18 protein-coding genes are annotated in these 14701 nt (G+C 59.7%); 1 reads left to right on the top strand and 17 read right to left on the bottom strand.

The window, feature by feature from the left end:
• Positions 1-15: 15 nt before the first annotated feature.
• Positions 16-1974, bottom strand: a complete 1959-nt coding sequence (locus tag I2H19_RS02145) for a U32 family peptidase (RefSeq protein ID WP_195620970.1) — start codon at positions 1972-1974, stop codon at positions 16-18.
• Positions 1975-2136: 162 nt separating this feature from the next.
• Between I2H19_RS02145 and I2H19_RS02140 the strand changes: the two genes are divergently transcribed.
• A complete protein-coding gene (locus tag I2H19_RS02140) occupies positions 2137-4335 on the top strand; it encodes a transglycosylase domain-containing protein (protein WP_195620969.1) in 2199 nt (732 codons plus the stop codon).
• 190 nt (positions 4336-4525) lie between these two features.
• Here the strand turns inward: I2H19_RS02140 and I2H19_RS02135 are convergent, their stop codons facing one another.
• The 16 genes from I2H19_RS02135 to rpsE all read right to left on the bottom strand — a co-directional run bounded on the left by I2H19_RS02135 (position 4526) and on the right by rpsE (position 14698).
• Positions 4526-4963, bottom strand: coding sequence for an arginine repressor (locus I2H19_RS02135; protein WP_006235280.1), 438 nt, complete (start codon positions 4961-4963; stop codon positions 4526-4528).
• A gap of 132 nt (positions 4964-5095) precedes the next feature.
• Entirely contained in the window at positions 5096-6094 is a 999-nt protein-coding gene (locus I2H19_RS02130) for a glycosyltransferase family 2 protein (protein WP_195239306.1), read from the bottom strand.
• A gap of 203 nt (positions 6095-6297) precedes the next feature.
• Positions 6298-7122 (bottom strand): tRNA pseudouridine(38-40) synthase TruA, encoded by an 825-nt coding sequence (gene truA, locus I2H19_RS02125; protein ID WP_195620968.1) that lies wholly within the window; start codon positions 7120-7122, stop codon positions 6298-6300.
• Positions 7123-7214: 92 nt separating this feature from the next.
• The gene (gene rplQ / locus I2H19_RS02120; protein ID WP_055287451.1) at positions 7215-7682 is read right to left on the bottom strand and encodes a 50S ribosomal protein L17; all 468 of its coding nucleotides are present in this window, start codon (positions 7680-7682) and stop codon (positions 7215-7217) included.
• 30 nt (positions 7683-7712) lie between these two features.
• Complete coding sequence (locus I2H19_RS02115; protein ID WP_006235276.1) at positions 7713-8654, bottom strand: DNA-directed RNA polymerase subunit alpha; 942 nt, start codon at positions 8652-8654, stop codon at positions 7713-7715.
• A gap of 32 nt (positions 8655-8686) precedes the next feature.
• Positions 8687-9283: a 30S ribosomal protein S4 gene (gene rpsD / locus I2H19_RS02110; RefSeq protein ID WP_006235275.1), complete on the bottom strand. Its 597-nt coding sequence runs from the start codon at positions 9281-9283 to the stop codon at positions 8687-8689.
• Between the two features lie 19 nt (positions 9284-9302).
• Positions 9303-9707 carry a 30S ribosomal protein S11 gene (gene rpsK, locus I2H19_RS02105; protein ID WP_006235274.1) on the bottom strand — a complete coding sequence of 135 codons (405 nt, stop codon included), beginning with the start codon at positions 9705-9707 and terminating at the stop codon, positions 9303-9305.
• A 14-nt stretch (positions 9708-9721) separates the two neighbouring features.
• On the bottom strand, positions 9722-10096 hold the full coding sequence (rpsM, locus tag I2H19_RS02100) for a 30S ribosomal protein S13 (RefSeq protein ID WP_022094275.1): 375 nt from the start codon (positions 10094-10096) through the stop codon (positions 9722-9724).
• Positions 10097-10110: 14 nt separating this feature from the next.
• A complete protein-coding gene (gene rpmJ, locus I2H19_RS02095) occupies positions 10111-10224 on the bottom strand; it encodes a 50S ribosomal protein L36 (protein WP_006363204.1) in 114 nt (37 codons plus the stop codon).
• Positions 10225-10374: 150 nt separating this feature from the next.
• The gene (gene infA, locus I2H19_RS02090) at positions 10375-10593 is read right to left on the bottom strand and encodes a translation initiation factor IF-1 (protein WP_035137443.1); all 219 of its coding nucleotides are present in this window, start codon (positions 10591-10593) and stop codon (positions 10375-10377) included.
• A gap of 232 nt (positions 10594-10825) precedes the next feature.
• Positions 10826-11614 (bottom strand): type I methionyl aminopeptidase, encoded by a 789-nt coding sequence (map, locus tag I2H19_RS02085; protein WP_006235270.1) that lies wholly within the window; start codon positions 11612-11614, stop codon positions 10826-10828.
• Entirely contained in the window at positions 11611-12237 is a 627-nt protein-coding gene (locus I2H19_RS02080) for an adenylate kinase (protein ID WP_006235269.1), read from the bottom strand. The genes map and I2H19_RS02080 overlap by 4 nt, the downstream gene beginning before the upstream one ends.
• An 18-nt stretch (positions 12238-12255) precedes the next feature.
• On the bottom strand, positions 12256-13542 hold the full coding sequence (secY, locus tag I2H19_RS02075) for a preprotein translocase subunit SecY (RefSeq protein ID WP_035137447.1): 1287 nt from the start codon (positions 13540-13542) through the stop codon (positions 12256-12258).
• Positions 13536-13985 carry a 50S ribosomal protein L15 gene (rplO, locus tag I2H19_RS02070; protein WP_195620967.1) on the bottom strand — a complete coding sequence of 150 codons (450 nt, stop codon included), beginning with the start codon at positions 13983-13985 and terminating at the stop codon, positions 13536-13538. The genes secY and rplO overlap by 7 nt, the downstream gene beginning before the upstream one ends.
• Before the next feature lie 3 nt (positions 13986-13988).
• Positions 13989-14171, bottom strand: coding sequence for a 50S ribosomal protein L30 (rpmD, locus tag I2H19_RS02065; RefSeq protein ID WP_006235266.1), 183 nt, complete (start codon positions 14169-14171; stop codon positions 13989-13991).
• A 2-nt stretch (positions 14172-14173) separates the two neighbouring features.
• Positions 14174-14698 carry a 30S ribosomal protein S5 gene (gene rpsE, locus I2H19_RS02060; RefSeq protein WP_006235265.1) on the bottom strand — a complete coding sequence of 175 codons (525 nt, stop codon included), beginning with the start codon at positions 14696-14698 and terminating at the stop codon, positions 14174-14176.
• Between the last annotated feature and the right edge of the window lie 3 nt (positions 14699-14701).

The raw sequence follows: 14701 nt of genomic DNA, 5'->3' as shown, positions 1-14701 counted from the left end.
GACGCGACGCAGCACCTACGACAGGAAAATCCTCGTCCTGCCGCATGCGTCAATGGCAACTGGCAGACGTGTACCGTCACGCTCGACCAGATAGCGTACCTGCCGACGACGCAAGCAGTCGCGGCAACGAACCTGTCCCGTCGCATCGGTGGCGCAGACGCCCTCGGCGGTCAGCAGGCAGTGCTCGCACACCATAAGCTCGGGACGGTCGGCGTCGACCGGACCCAAGACGCCGGGTTCAGCGGCCAGTTCGGCAATACGCTCCGCATCATTGCCGAGCAACTCCGCCGGCAAGCACACCCGCCCCGCACCGAGTCCGCGCAGCCAGGTAAGCGTGGCCCGATTCGCGCAGAACACCGGCGCCGCCACGTCAAACGTCACGCCCAGCTCGCGAGCGATCACCACCTGTCCCAGGTTGCGGCAGACGACGCGCCCGGCACGCTGTATCAGTGAGCGGGTCCAGTCAGCGTCACCCGTGCGGCACACCTCGTCAAGCACCACAACGGCGTCGGACAAATCAAGTTCTCCGCGCGGGTCGGCATCCATCAGCTGCCAAGCAAAAACCATGCGAGTGGGAACCGCGCACTCCACCAACTCCGTGGACGCACCGCCATCCATCGCAACGCCCTCAAAGGGCAGCACCTCAACGGCACGCGCAACGGGCGCAATCGCATCCGCCTCGGCCCGCATGCGCTCCAACACTGCCGCCGTCTGATCCAACACGCCGGCGCTGCGAATCAGGTACACCTCGCAGCCCACGCCCACTTTACGCTTACAATGCACGACGACGCGCTTCCCCGCTGCGGCATCCACCGGGCAGGGCACCTGCGGCCAGCGCTTGGGCACATCGGGACGCGCGTCGACACCCGGATAGAACCGAATCTCGAGCGTGTCACCCGCCGCCACGGCGGCGTCGAGCTCAACGGTCACCTCTTCGTGGCCCACAGCGACCAAACGCCCCACGCGCACGCCCTGGTTAATTGCGCGCTCAAAGCTCATCAGCTCGGCACCCGAACGCCCTCGCAGGTACGCATCGGTAAACCCACGGTTAAACGACCTTCCCAGCTCGCGCTCAAGCTCTTCCACGGCACCGGGATCCCACGCGCCGTCGCACAGCATATCGAGTGCCCGGCGCCACACCCGCACCACGTTGAATACGTAATCGGGGTTCTTCATGCGCCCCTCGATCTTGAGCGACGCCACGCCGGCATCTACAAGCTCGGGCAGATGCGCAATACCCAGATAGTCGCGCGGGCACAACAGGCGATCCCCTTCGACGGCGACAACGCTCTGCCCCGCCTCGTCCACCAGGTCGTACGCCAGACGGCACGGCTGCGTGCAGTCGCCGCGCATCGCCGAGCGCCCACGCCGCAGGGCCGAGAACTCGCACGCCCCCGAATAGCCGATGCAAATCGCACCGTGGCAGAATACCTCGATGGGCACGCCCGTGGCACATAGCGCCGCAATCTCGTCGACCGTCAGCTCGCGTGCCGTCGTCACGCGCTCGACTCCCAGCTCATCGGCGGCAAGCCGCACGGCGCCTTCGCTATGAGCGCCCGCCTGCGTAGACAGGTGAATCTCGACCCCGGGAATCGCCGCGCGCAGCACGCAGGCCAACCCGGCATCGGCCACAATCAGAGCATCGGCGCCCAGCTCCAGTGCATGAGCTCCCAACACCACCGCGTCGGATAACTCATCGTCAAACACGAACACGTTGAGCGTCACGTACACGCGCGCGCCATGGGCATGCGCCACGGCACAACCGCGCACAAACTCGTCATCCGTAAAGCCATGGGCGCTCACACGGGCGTTAAAGCCGCCCAACCCCGCATAGATGGCATCGGCGCCCGCGGCGATGGCCGCAAGCATCTGGTCGAGCCCGCCCGCCGGCGCCAGCAGCTCGGGCAGCGCCGCACCGGCAGCATCCAATCCAGTCTTGTGTTGTCCGCTCGGCCCCATCGTCCGAATCGCCATCGACAAACTCCTTACCAAGGTATGCATTCACTCTGAAAAATGCCGCCTTCCAGCATACACGAGGCCTCGCGCACCCCGTTTGGTTTATCGTGTAATAACTTATGTCCATCCTGCCCCGACGGCACATCCGCCGTCGGGCACGACATACCTGGAGGTCAATATATGGGTCCTCGCCAACGACAGGGACGCAGCCGTTCAAAGACGCATGCCCTGCCCATAATCCTGCTCTCGTTTTTGGGCTTTTTGCTTATCGCGGGCGTGGCATTTGGCATCGGCATGGTCGGCAACGTCAACCGCTGGCTGTCCGATCTGCCCGACTACACCGACGCCAATGCGTATCTGGTGAGCGAGCCCACCGAGATCGTCGACTGCAACGGCAACAAGATCGCGAGCTTCTACACGCAAAACCGCAAGTCCATCACCAAGGACGAGGTCTCCCCCTACGTGCTGCAGGGCACCGTTGACGTCGAGGACGAGCGCTTCTACGAGCACGGCGGTATCGACCTGTGGGGTATCGCGCGTGCTGCGGTGGCAACCCTCGGCGGCGGGCACGAAGGCGCCTCGACTATCACCCAGCAGCTGGTGCGCAACACCATCCTGCAGGAGGAGCAGTTCGACTCGACCATCGAGCGTAAGGTACGCGAGGCCTACATCGCCGTAAAGATGGAGGATATGTACTCCAAAGACGAGATCCTCATGATGTACCTCAACACCATCTATTACGGCCACGGCGCCTACGGCATCGAGGCCGCAGCCGAGACCTATCTGTCCAAGAGCGCCGCCGACCTCACCCTGAGCGAGGCCGCGCTGCTCATCGGCCTTCCCAACTCGCCCTCGCAGTACGACCCCACGGTCAACCCCGACCTGGCGCTGTCCCGCCGCAACAAGGTCCTCGACAACATGTTGCGTCTGGGCCACATTACGCAGGAGGAGCACGATGCCGCACAGGCCGAGCCCATCACCCTCAACGTGACCGAAATCTCGGGCAGCGGCGTCGATGTATACTCGCAGCCCTACTTTGTCGCCTATGTTAAGCAGCTGCTGGAGCAGGAGTTCTCGACCGACGTGCTCTTTAAGGGCGGCCTGACCGTCAAGACCACCATCGACCCCACGATGCAGCAGGTGGCAGAGAATGCCGTTCGCGAGCAGCTCGACACGCTCTCGCTCGACGGCCTGGACATGGGCATGGTCGTCGTCGATCCCAAGACCGGCTACATCAAGTGCATGGTGGGCGGCTACGACTACAACGCCGACGAGAACCACGTAAACCATGCCACGGCCAAGCGTCCCGTCGGCTCCACCTTCAAGGCCTTTACGCTGGCAACTGCCATCCAAAACGGCATGAACCCCAACGTCACCCTCAACTGCAACTCGCCGCTCAAGGCCAAGGGCACCACGACCGAGGTCCAAAACTACGCCAACCATAGCTATGGCAACATCACGCTTAAGCAGGCGACGGCATACTCCTCCAACACCGGCTACATCCAGGTGGCGGAAGCCGTCGGCAACAGCAAGATCATCTCGCTCGTCAAAAAGCTCGGCATCGATCCCGCCAAGGACAACATCGAGGACGTTCCCGTCATGACGCTCGGCACTGGCTCGATCTCGCCGCTCGAGATGGCCGCCGCCTACGCGACGTTTGCCAACGGCGGCTACTATCGTCAGCCGATCGCCATCACCGAGATTGACTCTCGTACCGGTTCGGTGCTGTACCAGCACACGGACAATCCCTCACAGGTGCTTACCGAGGGCGAGGCCGCCGCGGTCACCGATGTTCTGTCCGGCGTCATGCAGGGCAGCGGTACAGGTGCTGCTGGCGCCCTGAGCGTCAACCAGCCCTATGCCGGCAAAACGGGCACCACCGACAACACCACCAACCTGTGGTTCTGCGGCTATACCCCGCAGCTGGCGTGCGCCCTGTGGACCGGCTATTCCGCAGGTGAGATCCCCATCCAAAAATACGGCACGGACCTGCTGGGCGACAGCACCAACCTGCCTGTCTTTAAGCGGTTTATGAACACCGTTCTGACCGGTACCGAGCGCGAGGAGTTTGCGACCGGAACGGCGCCCACCTACAAGAACAACAGCGTCTGGAAGTTCTACGGCACCAACAACACCAAGAAGACGGAGAACGACGACAAGGACGAGAACGAGGACGAAGAGGAAACCACCACAACGACTACCACGACGACCACGACGACCGAGACCACGGGCGGCGACACCACCGGCGGCACCGGAACGACCGGTGGCTCGACGGGCGGCTCCACTGATGGTTCGACCGGCGGCGATGGCGGCACGCCTACGCCCACGCCTACGCCCACTCCCGACCCCTCGCCCACGCCTGACGATACGGTCGGCTAGAAATTCATCCGGCCATTAGCAACAAGGCCCCCGAGCAGCTTATTAAAGTGCTCGGGGGCCTTTTAATTTAAAGTGACCTGGTGGACGGTCTTTATACCGGCAAACAAAAAAAGGGGGGTACCGACCAACGTCGATACCCCTTACAAGCCACCATGTCACGCGCACAGTGCCGAGCGCACGACCCGCACGCCTACTTGCGAGAATTGCTCAGCTTATTGATCAGCGCCTCAAGACGCTCGCCGTCCTCGGCCGTCTGGGCAATAACCAAAATCGTATCGTTGCCGGCAAGCGAGCCAAGCACATCGGGCAACTCTGCCGCATCAACGGCGGCGGCGATGCCGGAAGCCGTGCCAGGCTGAGCCTTGATCATAACCAGATTATCGGTACGCAGAACGCCCGTTACAAGCTCGGAAACCATACGCTGCAGGTGCAGGTCCTCTGCCAGAACATAGATGCCCTCAGGGAGCTTACGCAGCCCCATGTCGGCAATATCGCGAGAGACAGTCGCCTGCGTGCAATCAAAGCCCATAGCGCGGAGCTCATCGACCAGCACGCGCTGCGTTCGGACGTCCTTATTGCGCACAATATCTCTAATGGCATCCTGGCGCCCATTGCGTTTTTTAGCCATACAAACCCTCTCTCCAAAAGATGGCGGAGACAATCAATCAGTGATTGAATAGTTTAACGCTATTTGAAGGCTTTTGTGTATAAGAACGCATTTCGAAACAATTCTATGCAAGTTTGTTTCGAAATGAGCCGTTTAGGCGGTTTTTGCGCCCGTCCGGTTAAGAAAAGCTGCCAGATGCGTACACATCACGCAGCGCGCGGGCTTGGCGCTGGCGATCGGCCCAAACAACAGACCGAGCCCCCGATGGTTATCCTTGAGCGCGGCGACCATCTGACGGGTTCGAGGCGCATCGAGCATATCACGCATGCGGGCGGAACGCTCGATTGACGACACCCCATGCGGGCTCAGACACAAATTCTCGATGCAGGCGACCAGTCCGGCAAAGTAGAACTTTTGGCTTGCCAGCTTGAGCCGACCACCGCTGTCTGCTTCCGAGAGTGAGTCCGCAAGCTCGTCGAGCGCTCGAGTGTCATCGGATACCTTGGCATACATGGTGGGATCAAAGGCATCTGTAAGTTTAGGTGCCGCCGTGTGGAAACAAGCATCGCCGCAGCCGGACACGCATCGTGTCTGCGAAAGCGCGCATGCCATAAACCCAACTGTGCGAAACACCTTGTCGCACAAAAGGCATGCCTCAAACAGCGAGCGGCTGTACATCACACCAGAGGTCTGAACGACTAGGCCGCCTAAAATCAACTGAGGCAGCCCGGCCACCATCGAAGATTTGCTATCAATGGAAATATGAGCAGCATCCAAGACGCGCGAATGGCGCTCTCGATGTGCATCATAGCGGTCGAGCGACACCGTGGGGAGCACTATGTCTGCCGTAGTATCGCACGCGATATTGACCATCTTGGAAAGGGACTGCGGAGCAAACCACTCATCGGCGTTCATAGCGATGATTTGAGAGCCGCGCGAGGCAGCAAAACCGGCACGAAGACAAGCGCCGCGCTTCGCGTCCTCGACGTCAATCAAATCAATATGGATGTCCCTGTCGGCAGCAACTTGAAGCGAATGGCGCACACCGGGCGCAGCATCGCGGCAGACAACGACAATCTGCAAATCGTAGAGGTCTTGGTTCTGGATACTCTCGAGCGCACGCATCGCATAGCTGGGCGAACCTTCTACCACAAGGATCACCGAAAGTCGCGGATGCGAGCCACGTCGAACCAAGTTATCCGTCCTCTCGACAGCAGTGAATCAAACTGTCGTTCATGGTACACCCCGGCAATAAAAGCAATGAGACACCGGTTGTATTGCACGCCAAGAACAGATGTTGCACACGCGCAGCCCACAGATGACAGGTGCCGACGCACGACGCGCCGAGCCCTCCCCTAGTCGAGCACGACAAGCTCGGCGGGATCGTAATCCACGCCCATAAACGTAAGGCCGCAGGCAGGAGCCGTGGGGCCCGCAGCGGTACGGTCGCAAGCATCGATCACCTCGCGCATCCACTCGGGTTCACGGCGATGCATGCCAATCTCGACAAGCGTGCCCACGATCGTGCGGACCATCGAATGCAGAAACGCATTGCCCTCGATGGTAAACGTCAGGATGTCCTCGCCAAACGCAACCTCATGGCCAAACTCGGCACGCATCACGCAGCGGTGCGTGGGCTTGCCCACGGCAGACGCCACCTTGCAAAAGCTCTTGAAGTCCTGCTCGCCCAGCAGCGCGGGACAGGCCGCAGACATCGCCTCAACATCCAATGGGTAGCGATGCCACCACACCGCACCGCGCGAAAGCACAGGGCGCGCGTCGCGATCGGCAATACGGTACGTATACGTACGGGAACGCGCATCAAAGCGTGCAGAAAAGCCTTTACGGGCCTTGTAGACCTCGTTTATGGCGATATCTTTGGGCAGGAGGGCATCCATGGCCCTCAGCCACCTACGGCGCGTCAAAGCCAACTCAGCGTCCGTTACGGGCACGCTGATAAACTGTGCCACCGCATGCACGCCGGCATCGGTACGTCCCGCACACGTCAGGTCGATCGGACGGCGCAGGAGCGTCTCAATAGCTCGACGTAGCTCACCCGCAACCGTCGTCTGTCCCGGCTGCTCGGCAAATCCGCTATACGACGAGCCATCATAGGCCACGCGAAATACGAGCGTGGCGTCAAGCTCGGAAATCGAATTGAAATCAGACGGCGCAGTCATGGGCGCTCCCAACAAACAAGCAACGGTATCGCGACAAAAAAAGAGGGGTACGCGAACGTACCCCTCGAATATAGCCTATGCAGACGGATTGTCTACTCAGCGGTCTCCTCAGCAGGAGCCTCCTCGGCAGCCTCGACCTTCTTGGGAGCAGCGGCCTTCTTGGGGGCCGGAGCAGCCTTCTTAGCCTTAGGCGTGCAAGGCTCGGTGACGAGCTCCATGATAACGATGGGAGCGTTGTCGCCCTTGCGGTTACCGAGCTTCATGATGCGGGTGTAACCGCCGTTGCGGTCCTGCCACATGCCCTGAGCAGCCTTGTCGAAGATCTCGGCAACGAGCTGCTTATCGCCGAGCTTGGCGATAGCCAGACGACGAGAGTGCAGGTCGCCCTTCTTGGCCCAGGTGATGATCGGATCGACGACCGAACGCAGCGCCTTAGCGCGGGTCTCGGTGGTCTTGATGCGGTCGTTCTCGAAGAGGGCCTTAGCAAGGCTCTTCTTCATGGCCTTGGTGTGGCTCGCATCGGTGCCGAGCTTCAGGCCCTTCTTAACGTTATGACGCATGGTCTAGTTTCTCCTCAAATATGCGAAGCATTAAGCCTTCAGGCTCAGGCCCATGGACTCAAGCTTGTCCTTCACTTCCTCGATCGACTTAACACCGAAGTTACGGATGTTGAGCAGATCGTTCTCCGAGAACTCAACGAGCTGACGGACCGAGTGAATGCTGGCGCGCTTAAGGCAGTTGTAGGAACGGACGGAAAGGTCCAGATCCTCGATCTGCTTGTCCAGCTCAGCGTTGTCGTTGGTGACCTCGGGAGCGAAGATCGAAGCCTCCTCCTCGACCTCGGGGGTCTCGGCAAGGTTCATAAAGGCAGCCATATGCTGGTTAATGATATTGGCAGCCTGGACCACGGCGTCGCGCGGGGCGATGGAGCCGTTGGTCTCGATCTCGAGGACAAGGCGGTCGTAGTCGGTGTGCTGACCGACACGGCAAGCCTCAACGAGCTTGGCGCAACGGGAAACCGGCGAGTACAGCGAGTCGACGTGGATCACACCGATGGGATCGTTGTCGCGCTTGTTGGCCTCGCCAGAAACATAGCCGCGGCCATAGCCGATGCGCATGCTCATGGTGAGATGGCCACCCTCGGTGAGCGTAGCAATGTGCTGCTCGGGGTTGACCAGCTCAAACTCGGACGGAATAAAGAAGTCCGCACCGGTGACCTCGCAGGGGCCGTCAACCGAGATGGTGGCGGTCGCCTCGTCGGTCGTGCCGAGAGCCCTGAAGACAAGACCCTTGACATTCAGGACGATGTCGGTGACATCCTCGACCATGTTAGGGATGGTCATGAACTCGTGCTGCGCACCATCGATCTGAATAGCCTCGACGGCGGCACCCTCGAGCGAGGACAGAAGAACGCGACGAAGGGAGTTACCCAGCGTATCGCCGTAACCACGCTCGAGCGGCTCGACGGAGACACGAGCAGACGTCTCGTTGATCTCTTCGACCTGAACCTGAGGCCTAATGAATTCTGACATGTATTACCTCCAGCCTCAGCAGCCCGGATGGACTACTTAGAGTAGAGCTCGACGATGAGCTGCTCGTTGATATCACCGCTGATCTGCTCACGCGTCGGCAGAGCGAGCACGTTACCAGACAGCTTCTCGATATCGACCTCGAGCCAGCCAGGGACCTCAAAGCGCTCGGAGGAAATCAGGGCCTCCTTGATGGGGAGGAGGTCACGGAACTTCTCGCCGACAGCGACGACGTCGCCGGCCTTGACGCGGTAGGACGGGATGTCCACACGCTTGCCGTTCACGGTGAAGTGACCGTGACGGACGGACTGACGAGCCTCTTTGCGGGTGCGGGCGAAGCCAAGACGGAAGACGACGTTGTCGAGGCGAGACTCAAGGATGATCATGAGGTTCTCACCGGTGACGCCGTTCATCTTGCGGGCCTTGTTGAAGTAGCCGTGGAACTGCTTCTCCAGAACGCCATAGATGAACTTGACCTTCTGCTTCTCGCGCAGCTGCATGCCGTACTCAGATTCCTTGCGACGGCGCTTGGGCTGACGGATAGATTCCTTCTTGCTGCTGTAACCGAGCTCAGCGGGATCGATCCCGAGCTGACGGCAGCGCTTAAGAACAGGAGTCCTGTCGATTGCCATATTGATACGATCCTTTCAGTTACACGCGGCGACGCTTCTTGGGGCGGCAGCCGTTGTGCGGAATGGGGGTCTTGTCCTGGATGCTCGAGACTTCGAGGCCAGCAGCCTGGAGGGAGCGGATGGCGGTCTCACGACCGGAGCCGGGGCCCTTGACGAAGACGGAAACCTTCTTCATACCGTGCTCCATGGCCTGCTTGGCAGCAGCCTCGGCAGCCATCTGGGCAGCGAACGGCGTGGACTTACGGGAGCCCTTGAAGCCCACCTGGCCAGCCGACTTCCAGGAAATGACGTTGCCCTGGGGATCGGTGATCGAAACGATCGTGTTGTTGAACGTAGAACGAATGTGAGCCTGGCCCACGGAAATGTTCTTACGGTCCGCGCGCTTCAGACGGGCAGCGCGAACGTTCTTCTTAGCAGTAGCCATCTATCTAGCGCTCCTTATTTCTTCTTCTTAGCACCGATCTGACGCTTCGGGCCCTTGCGGGTACGAGCGTTAGTGTGGGTGCGCTGGCCGCGGACCGGGAGGCCCTTGCGGTGACGAAGGCCGCGGTTGCAGCCGATGTCCATAAGGCGCTTGACGTTCTGGTTGCGCTCACGGCGGAGGTCACCCTCAACCATGATCTGGTTCTTATCGATATAATCGCGGATGGCGTTAACCTCATCCTCGGTGAGGTCCTTAACGCGCGTATCCACGTTAACGTTGCACTCGACGCAGATCTTCGTCGCAGTGGTGCGGCCGATGCCGTAAATGTAGGTCAGACCGATCTCAACGCGCTTCTCACGCGGGAGGTCGACACCATTAATACGGGCCAACGTAGTCTCCTCTCTTAACCCTGACGCTGCTTATGACGGGGGTTCTCGCAAATGACGAGGACCTTGCCATGGCGCCTAATGATTTTGCACTTATCGCACATCTTCTTGACCGAAGGACGTACCTTCATCGTTCTTCCTTTCGGTAGCGCTCAAACTACTTCCCTACTATCTACTCGCCCAGCCGCAGGCGTTTAAAACTATGGCTGGTCTTCACACACAATCCGACCGTAGGTTGAGCTAAGCCTGCAGCCGGAAATGGAGTGCGTGAATGCGTGCCGCTATTTGTAGCGATAGGTGATGCGGCCGCGGGTCAGGTCGTACGGGGAAAGCTCCACGACAACCCTGTCACCGGGGAGAATACGGATGTAATTCATTCGGATCTTGCCAGAAATGTTGCACAGAACCGAATGACCGTTCTCGAGCTCGACCTTAAACATGGCGTTGGGCAACGGTTCCTTTACCGTACCCTCGAGCTCAATTGCGTCTTCCTTCTTCACAAGCAATCATCTTTCTCTAGAAAACGACAGCGATTGAGTATTCTACAACACGTATGCACGCATCGTAATAACTTCGTAATGGCTCCACAACTAAGTGGAACTTGTTACATTTGAAATGTAAAACAAAGCCGTTCCCTGATGCCCAAGATCGCCTTGAAATGAGAAGGCATAGACCTTGGGGTCATGCCTTCGAAATTGAAAGGCGAGGTTGGGCATCAGGGGGCGGCGACTTTTACATTTCTCCGCCTTGGAGCGAACACCAAGCACCTTGCGCATCCGTGGTGAGAATCACCGGACCGTCATTGGTAATGGCGACGGTGTTCTCGTAGTGCGCGGCGGGCAGGTGGTCGTTGGTCGTAACAATCCAACCGTCGGAGCCCGTGCTCACATGGTTGGAACCCATCGTAACCATCGGCTCGATGGCAATGACCATGCCGGCCTGGAGGCGAACGCCCCTCCCCTTCTTTCCATAGTTAGGAACATTGGGGTCCTCGTGCATCACGCGGCCAATGCCATGGCCCACATAATCACGAAGCACGCCGTAACCGTGAGACTCGGCGAGGGACTGAACGGCATAACCGACGTCCCCGATATGGTTACCGGGAACAGCCTGCTCGATGGCAGCCTTAAGGCAATCGCGCGTGACCTCGCACAAAGCCTTGGCTTCGGGCGTGGGGGTGCCGACGAAAAACGTCCAAGCGTTATCGCCGACCCAACCGTCGACAACGGCTCCCGTATCGATGGAGATGATATCGCCATCGCGCAGGATCATGTCGGGGTTGGGAATACCATGGACCACGGCATCGTTGATCGATGCGCAAATGGTCCCCGGGAACCCGCCGTAACCCTTAAAGGCCGGGGTGCCGCCATGCATGCGGATAATCTGCTCCGCGAGCTGATCGAGCTCAAAAGTCGAAACGCCGGGGCGCACCATGGCTCCAACGTGGCGGAGCGCCATCTTAGATAGCGCTCCTGCCTTCTTCATCTGCTCGATTTGCGTTGCAGACTTAATCTTGATCATAGACCGAGAGCCTCTTTGACATCCCCGTACACGGTCTCACGAGCCTGGTCACCGTTGACCGACTTGAGCAGACCCTGGCCACGATAGTAGTCGACGAGCGGACTCGTGGACTTCTCGTAGACGTCGAGACGGTTCTTGATGGTCTCGGGCTTGTCGTCGTCGCGCTGATACATCTCGCCGCCACACTTGGGGCAGGTAGCATCGGCAGCGGTGCCGGTGTAACCGCAGGCGCGGCAGGTGCGACGCGAAGACAGACGATCGATAATGACCTCGGGGGCCACATCGACCAGAAGGGCACAGTCGATCTCGCGACCCATGGCGGAGAGCTCGGAATCGAGCGTCACGGCCTGGGCGGTGTTGCGCGGGAAGCCGTCGAGGATGAAGCCCTGCTGGGCGTCATCGGCGGCAAGGCGCTCCTTGACAAGGTCGATCACGAGCTGGTCGGGAACGAGCTCGCCAGCGTCCATGTACTTCTTAGCCTGAATACCAAGCTCGGTGCCACCCTTGACGGCAGCACGCAGCAGGTCGCCCGTGGAAATATGGGCGACGCCAAACTCGGCGACGAGCTCCTGTGCGACGGTGCCCTTACCGGCACCCGGAGCTCCGAGCAATACGAGGTTCATGAGCAATCCTCCTCTAGCCTATTTAAAGAATCCATCGTAATCATACATCTTGATCTGACCTTCGAGCTTATCGACCGTGTCGAGCACGACGCCGACCATGATGAGGATGGACGTGCCGCCAAATGCCTGGATCAGATGGTTACCCGTGAAGGAGAAGATGATCGAAGGCACGATGGCGATGAGCGCCAAAAAGACAGCGCTGGGAAGCGTAATCTTGTTGAGCGCGTTCTTGATGTAGGCCGCGGTAGCCCTACCCGGACGCACGCCCGGAATAAAGCCGCCCTGCTTCTTAAGGTTGTCGGCCGTATCATCGGGGTTGAACACCATGGAGGTGTAGAAGTACGCGAAGAACACGATGAGGACAACGTTAAGCACCCAGTTGAGCCAACCGGTCGAAAGCGCGGAGGCAACTGCCTGAATCCAGCCGATGCCGGGGAAGAACACGGCAATCTGAGCCGGGAAGTACAGCAGCGCCGAAGCAAAGATGATCGGCACGACACCCGCGGTGTTGACCTTGATGGGCAGGTAGGTGGTCTGGCCACCCATCATGCGACGGCCCACGACGCGCTTAGCGTAGGAGACCGGGATGCGGCGCTGGCCGCGCTCAAGGAAAACAATCAGCGGGATAACCAGCAGGATGATGGCGCAGATGATCACCATGGTGATGATGCCACCGGCATTGCCCTCGGTGCTGGAGAAGATAGCCTGCGGCAGACCGGCCATGATGTTCGCGAAGATGATCAGCGACATGCCATTGCCGATACCGCGCTGGGTGATGAGCTCACCAATCCACATGATCAGCATGGCGCCCGCGGTGAGCGTACCGACGATCATGAGGTCGAAGATGATCTCGGGAGCGCCGGCGCCATTGAAGCTGATGCCGAAGCTCTTAAAGAGGAAGAGGTAACCCACGGAGTTGAGGATTGCCAGAGCAAGGGTGAGGTAACGCGAATACTGCGTAATCTTGGTCTGACCGACCTCGCCCTCGCGGGCAAGCTCATGCAGGGAAGGCACAACGGCCTGGAGCATCTGGAGGATGATCGAGCTGGTGATGTAAGGCATGATGCCCAGCGAAAACACCGACACATAGCTCAACGCGCCGCCAGAGAAAAGATTCAGGAGGGCCATAGCACCTGCGGCGACCGAATTGTTATCGGTCGAGAAAAGGCCCAGCATCCCCTGGAAGGGAATGCCGGGCACAGGAACGTGCGCACCAATGCGGTACACGACGAGCATAGCTATGGTAAAAAGAATCTTTTCGCGCAATTCTTTGATGCGGAAAGCATTCTTAAGACCATTTAGCACGGCAGCTCGACCTTTCCGCCGGCGGCCTCGATCTTGGCCTGCGCAGAAGCGCTGACCTTGTCGACCTTGACCGTGAACTTCTTGGTGAGCTCACCATTGCCGAGCACCTTGACGGGCTCGAACTCGCTCTTGGTGATGCGAGCGGCCTTAAGAGCGGCACCGTCGATCACAGCGCCGTCCTCGAACTTACGCTCGAGACGCTCAACGTTAACAGCGGTGTACTCGATACGACGGGGGTTACGGAAGCCCGGAAGCTTGGGCAGGCGCATAGCCAGCGGAGTCTGGCCACCCTCGAAGCCGGCGCCCTTGGTGCCGCCAGAGCGGGAACCCTGGCCCTTCTGACCGCGGCCAGAAGTGGTGCCGTGACCCGAAGAATTGCCACGGCCGACGCGCTTGCGGTTCTTGGCGGAACCGGGCGCGGGAGTAAGATCGTGAAGCTGCATTTGCTACTCCTCTACAATCTCGACAAGGTGCTTGACCTTGAAGATCATGCCGCGGACGGACTCGTTGTCAGCAATCTCGCGAACCTCGCGGATCCTGTGGAGACCGAGGGCACGGACAGTACGGACCTGGTCCTGCTTGCAACCGTTGGTGCTGCGGACCTGCTTGATCTTGATGGTGTCAGCCATGCTTAGTTCTCCTTACCGACGAACATCTCGGAGACCGTCAGGCCACGGCGAGCCGCGACGTCCTCAGGGCTGGAGAGCTCCTTGAGGCCCTCGACGGCAGCCTTGATGATGTTGAGGCCGTTGTCGGTACCGAGGGACTTGGACAGGACGTTCTTGATGCCAGCAAGCTCAAAGAGGGGACGCACAGCGCCGCCGGCGATAACGCCGGTACCCTCGACAGCGGGCTTGATGATGATGCGGCCGGCACCAAAGTGGCCGAGAACCTCGTGCGGGATGGTGCCCTGCTCGGTCACCGGCACGTGAAACATGTTCTTCTTGGCATCGAGAGATGCCTTGGAGATGGCCATGGGCACCTCAGCGGACTTGCCCATGCCAACGCCGACGTTGCCCTTGCCGTCGCCAACGACGACGAGAGCGACGAGGCTCATGCGACGACCACCCTTGACGGTCTTCGACACGCGGTTGATGTAAACGACGCGCTCCTCGAACTCGGAGGCCTCGCGCTGCTGCTTCTGATTACGAGCCATGTG

It is taken from the genome of Collinsella aerofaciens (assembly GCF_015560135.1).
GTDB classification, from domain to species: Bacteria; Actinomycetota; Coriobacteriia; order Coriobacteriales; family Coriobacteriaceae; genus Collinsella; species Collinsella aerofaciens_AN.
This window is presented reverse-complemented; position numbering and strand designations above follow the sequence as displayed.

Bases quoted from the DNA above. Each gene is read 5' to 3' on its own strand.
- I2H19_RS02145 (WP_195620970.1), bottom strand. From the start codon at position 1,974: ATGGCGATTCGGACGATGGGGCCGAGCGGACAACACAAGACTGGATTG.
- I2H19_RS02140 (WP_195620969.1), top strand. From the start codon at position 2,137: ATGGGTCCTCGCCAACGACAGGGACGCAGCCGTTCAAAGACGCATGCC.
- I2H19_RS02135 (WP_006235280.1), bottom strand. From the start codon at position 4,963: ATGGCTAAAAAACGCAATGGGCGCCAGGATGCCATTAGAGATATTGTG.
- truA (WP_195620968.1), bottom strand. From the start codon at position 7,122: ATGACTGCGCCGTCTGATTTCAATTCGATTTCCGAGCTTGACGCCACG.
- rplQ (WP_055287451.1), bottom strand. From the start codon at position 7,682: ATGCGTCATAACGTTAAGAAGGGCCTGAAGCTCGGCACCGATGCGAGC.
- I2H19_RS02115 (WP_006235276.1), bottom strand. From the start codon at position 8,654: ATGTCAGAATTCATTAGGCCTCAGGTTCAGGTCGAAGAGATCAACGAG.
- rpsD (WP_006235275.1), bottom strand. From the start codon at position 9,283: ATGGCAATCGACAGGACTCCTGTTCTTAAGCGCTGCCGTCAGCTCGGG.
- rpsK (WP_006235274.1), bottom strand. From the start codon at position 9,707: ATGGCTACTGCTAAGAAGAACGTTCGCGCTGCCCGTCTGAAGCGCGCG.
- rpmJ (WP_006363204.1), bottom strand. From the start codon at position 10,224: ATGAAGGTACGTCCTTCGGTCAAGAAGATGTGCGATAAGTGCAAAATC.
- map (WP_006235270.1), bottom strand. From the start codon at position 11,614: ATGATCAAGATTAAGTCTGCAACGCAAATCGAGCAGATGAAGAAGGCA.
- I2H19_RS02080 (WP_006235269.1), bottom strand. From the start codon at position 12,237: ATGAACCTCGTATTGCTCGGAGCTCCGGGTGCCGGTAAGGGCACCGTC.
- rplO (WP_195620967.1), bottom strand. From the start codon at position 13,985: ATGCAGCTTCACGATCTTACTCCCGCGCCCGGTTCCGCCAAGAACCGC.
- rpmD (WP_006235266.1), bottom strand. From the start codon at position 14,171: ATGGCTGACACCATCAAGATCAAGCAGGTCCGCAGCACCAACGGTTGC.
- rpsE (WP_006235265.1), bottom strand. From the start codon at position 14,698: ATGGCTCGTAATCAGAAGCAGCAGCGCGAGGCCTCCGAGTTCGAGGAG.